The 5,738-nt window shown below is 74.4% G+C and carries 1 protein-coding gene and 1 pseudogene; both read right to left on the bottom strand.

Going from position 1 to position 5,738, the window contains the following annotated elements; translation table 11 throughout:
• Positions 1–5,447: SDR family NAD(P)-dependent oxidoreductase (locus tag ABWI07_RS43660; RefSeq protein ID WP_353822154.1), on the bottom strand; the 5,447-nt coding region annotated here is incomplete at its 3' end.
• A pseudogene (locus tag ABWI07_RS43655) lies at positions 5,448–5,708 on the bottom strand (ketoacyl-synthetase C-terminal extension domain-containing protein); the annotation flags it as partial.
• Between the last annotated feature and the right edge of the window lie 30 nt (positions 5,709–5,738).

Genomic DNA, 5,738 nt, shown 5'->3' with positions numbered 1-5,738 from the left:
ACCAGACCCACCCCCTCCGACCACCCCGTCCCATCCGCCGACGCCCCGAACGCCTTACACCGCCCATCCACCGCCAACCCCCGCTGACGACTGAAGACCACGAACGGCGACGGCGCGGCCATCACCGCCACGCCGCCCGCCAGGGCGAGCGAGCATTCGCCCGACCGCAGCGCCTGGCAGGCGAGGTGCAGAGCCACCAGGGAGGAGGAGCAGGCGGTGTCGACGGTGACGGCGGGGCCTTCCAGGCCGAAGGTGTAGGCGACCCGCCCGGACACGACGGCGCCTGAGCTGCCGGTGGTGAAGAAGCCTTCGAGCTCGTCGGGGGCCTCGGAGAGGTACTCGCCGGGTGAGGCGCCGGTGAACACCGCGGTCTGGGTGCCGCGCAGGGAGGCGGGGTCGATGCCGGCGCGTTCGAACGCCTCCCATGCCGCCTCCAGCAGCAGTCGCTGCTGCGGGTCGGTCGCCAGGGCCTCGCGCGGGCTCATGTTGAACAGCGCGGGGTCGAAGTCGCCCGCGTCGTAGACGAAGCCGCCCTCGCGGGCGTAACTGGTGCCGGCGTCGTCGGCCGTGCCGAACAGGCGGTCCAGGTCCCAGCCGCGGTCCTGCGGGAACGTGGAGATGGCGTCGGTGCCGTCGGCGACGAGCCGCCACAGGGCCTCGGGGGTCCGCGCGCCGCCCGGGTAGCGGCAGCTCATCGCCACGATGGCGATCGGCTCGTCGGCCGGGGCGGCGGCCGTGCCGCCGCTGGCCTGTGCCGGTTCCTCGGCTTCGCCGAGCAGGAGGGTGTGCAGGTGTCCGGCGAGGATCTCCGGGGTCGGGTGGTCGAACAGCAGCGTGGCCGGGAGCTGGAGCCCCGTGGCCGTGTTCAGCCGGTTGCGCAGCTCGATGCTGGTGAGGGAGTCGAACCCGGTCTCGTTGAACGGCCGGGCGGCGCTGATCGCGTCGGGGCCGTCATGGCCGAGGACGGTGGCGGCGTGCGCGCGGACGAGGACGAGGAGCCGTTCGAGGCGCTCGGCTCGCCCGAGCGAGGCCAGTTCCCCGGCCGGCCCGCCGGCCGGCGCGGGCCCGCGTGCCGCGGTGGCCGCGGCACGGCGGGAAGCCGGCAGCAGGCGCTTGAGCAGCGGCGGGGTCGGACGCATCTCCCGTAGCGCCGCCAGGTCGAGCCGGGCGGGCACCAGGTGCGGGTAGGGGTGGACGAGCGTGGCGTCCAGGAGCGCCAGGCCCTCCTCGGTACTGATCGGGATCATCCCCGCGCGGGCGAAGCGGGCCCGGTCGCCGTCGGTGAGGCCCCCGGTCAGGCCGCTCTCCTCGGCCCAGTAACCCCAGGCCAGGCTGGTGGCGGGCAGGCCGTCCGCGCGGCGCCGGTGGGCGAGGGCGTCCAGGTAGGCGTTGGCGGCGGCGTAGTTGGCCTGGCCGAGGCCGCCGAGCGTGCCGGCGGCGGAGGAGAACAGGACGAACGCGGCCAGGTCCATCCCGGCGGTGAGACGGTGCAGATTCCAGGCGGCGTCGGCCTTGGCGGCGAAGACGGCGTCGATCCGCTCGGCCGACTGCGCCGCGAGCGTCGCGTCGTCCAATGTCCCGGCGGCGTGCAGGACGGCGGTCAGCGGACGATCCTGGGGAATCGAGGCCACCAGGTCCCGCAGCGCCCCCTCGTCGGAGACGTCGCACGCGGCGATGACCGGTTCGGCGCCCAGCTCCGCCAGCTCGGCGGCCAGTTCGGCGGCGCCGGGGGCGTCCGGGCCGCGCCGGCCGGCCAGCAGCAGGTGCCGGACCCCGTGCCGGGCGGCCAGGTGCCGCGCCGCCAGGCCGCCCAGCGTGCCGGTGCCGCCGGTGATCAGGACGGTGCCGTCCGGGTCGAGTGGCGCCGGCAGTGTCAGCACGACCTTTCCGATGTTGTGGCCCTGGCTCAGGTGCCGGAACGCCTCGGGGGAGCGGCGCACGTCCCAGGCGGCGAGCGGCAGGGGGCGCAGCGTGCCCTGCTCGAAGAGTGCCAGCAGTTCGGTGAGGATTTCGTGGATGCGGTCCGGCCCGGCCTCTTCCAGGTCGAACGCCCGGTACAGCACGCCCGGGTGCAGCGCGGCCACCTCGTCAGGGTCGCGACGATCGGTCTTGCCCATCTCCAGGAACCGCCCGCCTCCCGGCAGCAGCCGCAGAGAGGCGTCGACGAACTCGTGTGCGAGCGCGTTGAGGACGATGTCGACGCCGCGGCCTCCGGTGGCGTCCAGGAACTTCTCTTCGAATCCCAGGGTCCGGGAGGAGGCGATGCGTTCTTCGGGCAGGCCCGCGGCACGCAGCGTCGCGTGCTTGCCGGGGCCGGCCGTCCCGTAGACCTCCAGGCCGAGGTGCCGGGCGAGCTGCAGCGCGGCGGAGCCGACGCCGCCGGCGGCCGCGTGCACCAGCAGCCGTTCGCCGGCCCTGGCCCCGGCGAGGTCCACCAGACCGAAGTAGGCGGTGAGGAACACGCTGGGCACGGACGCGGCCTCGGCGAAGGTCCAGCCGTCGGGCACCCGCGCGACCAGCCGCCGGTCGGCGGTGGTGACGGGTCCGGTCCCGGCGGTGAACAGGCCCATGACGCGGTCTCCGGGGGCCAGGTCGGTGACGGCGGAGCCCACGGCGGTGACGATGCCCGCTCCCTCTCCGCCGATCGGCCGCGGGTCGTCGAGCATCCCGAGGGCGACGACGACGTCCCGGAAGTTGACGCCGCCGGCGCGCAGGTCGACCTGGACGTCGCCAGGTGCCAGGCCGGAGGGCGCGGGAACCTCGGCCAGCGTCAGGTCCTCCAGTGTGCCGGTGGCCGCGGCGGCGAGCCGCCATGCGCCGCCCGCGGGTTCCGGCAGCAGCGTGTCGTCGCCCGCGGTGCGGGTCAGCCGCGGCGCGAGCGCCGTGCCCGCGCGGAAGGCGATCTGCGGTTCGCCCGCGGCGAGGGCCGCCGGGAGCGCGCGTCCGGACGCCGGATCGCCGTCCAGGTCGACGAGGGTGAACCGGGCGGGATACTCGGACTGCGCGGACCGCACCAGACCCCAGACGGCGCTGTGCGCCGGCCCGGAGAGCGGATCGCCGGGCCCGGTCGCGATCGCACCGCACGTGACGACGGTGAGGTGGCTCGTCCCGTCGGGATCAGCGGTCAGATGCTCCTGGAGGAAGTGCAGGGCCTCCGCCGCAGCGGCACGAGCCTCCGCGGGCGTGTTCCGCTCGGGTGGAGCGAGGACGACGACGTTCTGTGCTCCTGGGGACCCCGTGATGAGCGCGCCGCCGGTCTGCACGAAGTGACCGGCGTCTTGCAGCGCGTCGGCCAGGAGCGGGTCCCCGGCGCCCAGGATGGAGAAGTCACCTGACGGCACGTCCTCGGGCAGGGCGATCGGTGCCCAGTCCACGTGGAAGAGCGAGTCGCGATGAGGCGCGCCAGGTGCCGCGATGTCCGTGGACAGCGGGCGCGACACCAGGCCGTCGGCGGTCAGGACCGGTTCGCCGGCCGGATCGGTCAACACCACCGAGGCATGGTCGCCGTCGACGGTGAGGGTGGCGCGGACCTCGGTGGCGCCCGTCGCGTGGAGCGTGACGCCCGTCCACGCGAAGGGGAGCCGCACCGGCGCGTCGGGCTCGGTGTCCTCCATCGCCGTCAGCAGCAGCGGGTGGAGTGCGGCGTCCAGCAACGCCGGGTGGATGCCGTACCCGTCGGCCCCGATGTCCTCTGGGAGCCGGATGTCGCCGTGCACCTGGCCGCCGGCCCCTCGCCAGGCGCCGGCGAGGCCCTGGAAGGTAGGACCGTACAGGTAGCCGTGCTCGGCCAACTGCTCGTACAGGCCGCTGATGGCGAGTGGCTCCGAGCCCTCGGGCGGCCAGGCCGCCGGGTCGGCCGCGGCGGGTGCGGCCTGCGGCGCCTCGGTCAACTCCCCGGTCGCGTGCCGGGTCCACGGCGGCTCGTGCTCGTCGGTGTCCGGACGTGAGTGCACCGTGACCTGGCGGCTGCCCCGCTCGTCCGGCGGCTGCACCGCCACCTGCAGTTGGACGGCGTGGCCGTCGTCCAGGACGAGCGGCGTGTGCAGGGTCAGCTCGCGCACGTGGGACAGGCCGGTGTAATGCCCGGCGTGCAACGCCAGGTCCAGGAACGCGGTGCCGGGGAGCAGCACCGTCCCGGTGACGGTGTGCTCGGCCGTCCACGGATGGGTGCGCGCCGACAGCCGCCCGGTGAGCAGCACGGTGTCCTGGTCGGCGACGGTGACCGCCGCGGTCAGGACGGGGTGACCCCCCGGCGCCAGGCCACCGGCTCGCGCCCCGGCTGTGCCGGGGCCGGGCGCCAGCCAGTAGCGGCGGCGCTGGAACGCGTACGTCGGCAGGTCGACGGGCCGTCCGCCCGGAATCGCCGCCCCCCAGTCCACGGCTCGCCCATGGATCCATGCTTGCGCCGCCGACGTCAGGAACCGCGCCTGCCCGCCGTCGTCGCGGCGCAGGGTGCCGAGGGCCAGGGCGCCGCGGAAGCGGTCCGCGCCCGCGTCGAGGGTCTGCTGTACCGCGACGGTCAGCACCGGATGCGGGCTGACCTCGATGAAGGTACGGTGGCCGTCCTCGTGCAGCGCCGCGGTCGACCGTTCGAGCTCGACAGTGTGGCGCAGGTTGCGGTACCAGTACGAGGCGTCCAGTTCCGAACCGTCGATCCGGGCGCCGGTGACCGTCGAATAGAAGGCGGTATCGCAGGAGCGGGGGACGATGCCCGACAAGGCGGCGACCAGGTCGTCGCGGATCGACTCCACCTGGGCCGTGTGCGAGGCGTAGTCCACCGCGATCCGGCGTGCCTGCACGCCGTCGGCGGCGCAGGCGGCGAGCAGCTCCTCCAGCGCGCCGGGCTCTCCGGCGACGACGGTGGCCTCGGGCCCGTTGACCGCCGCGACGTCGACGCGTCCCGGCCAGTCCGTGATGCGCTCCCGGACGCGCGCGGCCGGAAGGGGCACCGACACCATCCCGCCGGCGCCGGCGAGAGCGCGGAGTGCGCGGCTGCGCAGGGCGACGACCATGGCGGCGTTGTCGAGTGTGAGTGCGCCGGCCGCCCAGGCCGCGACGATCTCGCCCTGGGAGTGGCCGAGCACCGCATCAGGGGCGACGCCCAAGGATCGCCACTGCTCGGTCAGGGCGACCATGACGGAGAACAGCGCCGGCTGGACGACGTCCACCTGGTCCAGGCCGGTGCCGGACCTCAGTGTCTCGGACAGGGACCAGTCCACGTGCGGAGCGAGCGCCTGCCCGCACCGTTCGATGGCCCGCGCGAACACCGGTGAGGCGTCCATCAACTCCACGCCCATGCCCGTCCACTGCGAGCCCTGGCCGGGATAGACGAAGACCGTCCGTCCCGGGTCGCCCGGCGTTCCGGTCACCACCGAGGGCGACGGAGCGCCCTCAGTGAGCGCCGCCAGGCCGGTCAGCGCGCTTGGCCGGTCCTCCGCGACCACCACCGCGCGGACGGGGAGCTGTGCCCGCGTGTTCGCGAGCGAGAACGCAGCGTCCGCAGGGGCCAGATCCGGTTGCTCTTCGGCGAACTCATGGAGCCGGGCGGCTTGTGCCCGTAGTGCGGTGTCCGTTGCTCCGGACAGGATCCATGGGATCGGGGTGGTGTCTGTGTTGTGGTCTTGGGTGGGTTCGGGTTCGGGGTCGGTTGGGGGTGCTTGTTCGAGGATGAGGTGGGCGTTGGTGCCGCTGATGCCGAAGGAGGACACTCCGGCGCGGCGGGGTCTGCCTGTCTCGGG

Origin of the sequence: Actinomadura sp. NPDC000600, from assembly GCF_040492135.1 — a bacterium.
Lineage (GTDB): Bacteria > Actinomycetota > Actinomycetes > Streptosporangiales > Streptosporangiaceae > Spirillospora.
Note: the sequence above shows the minus strand (reverse complement) of the source record. Positions and strands in the feature narration are given on the sequence as shown.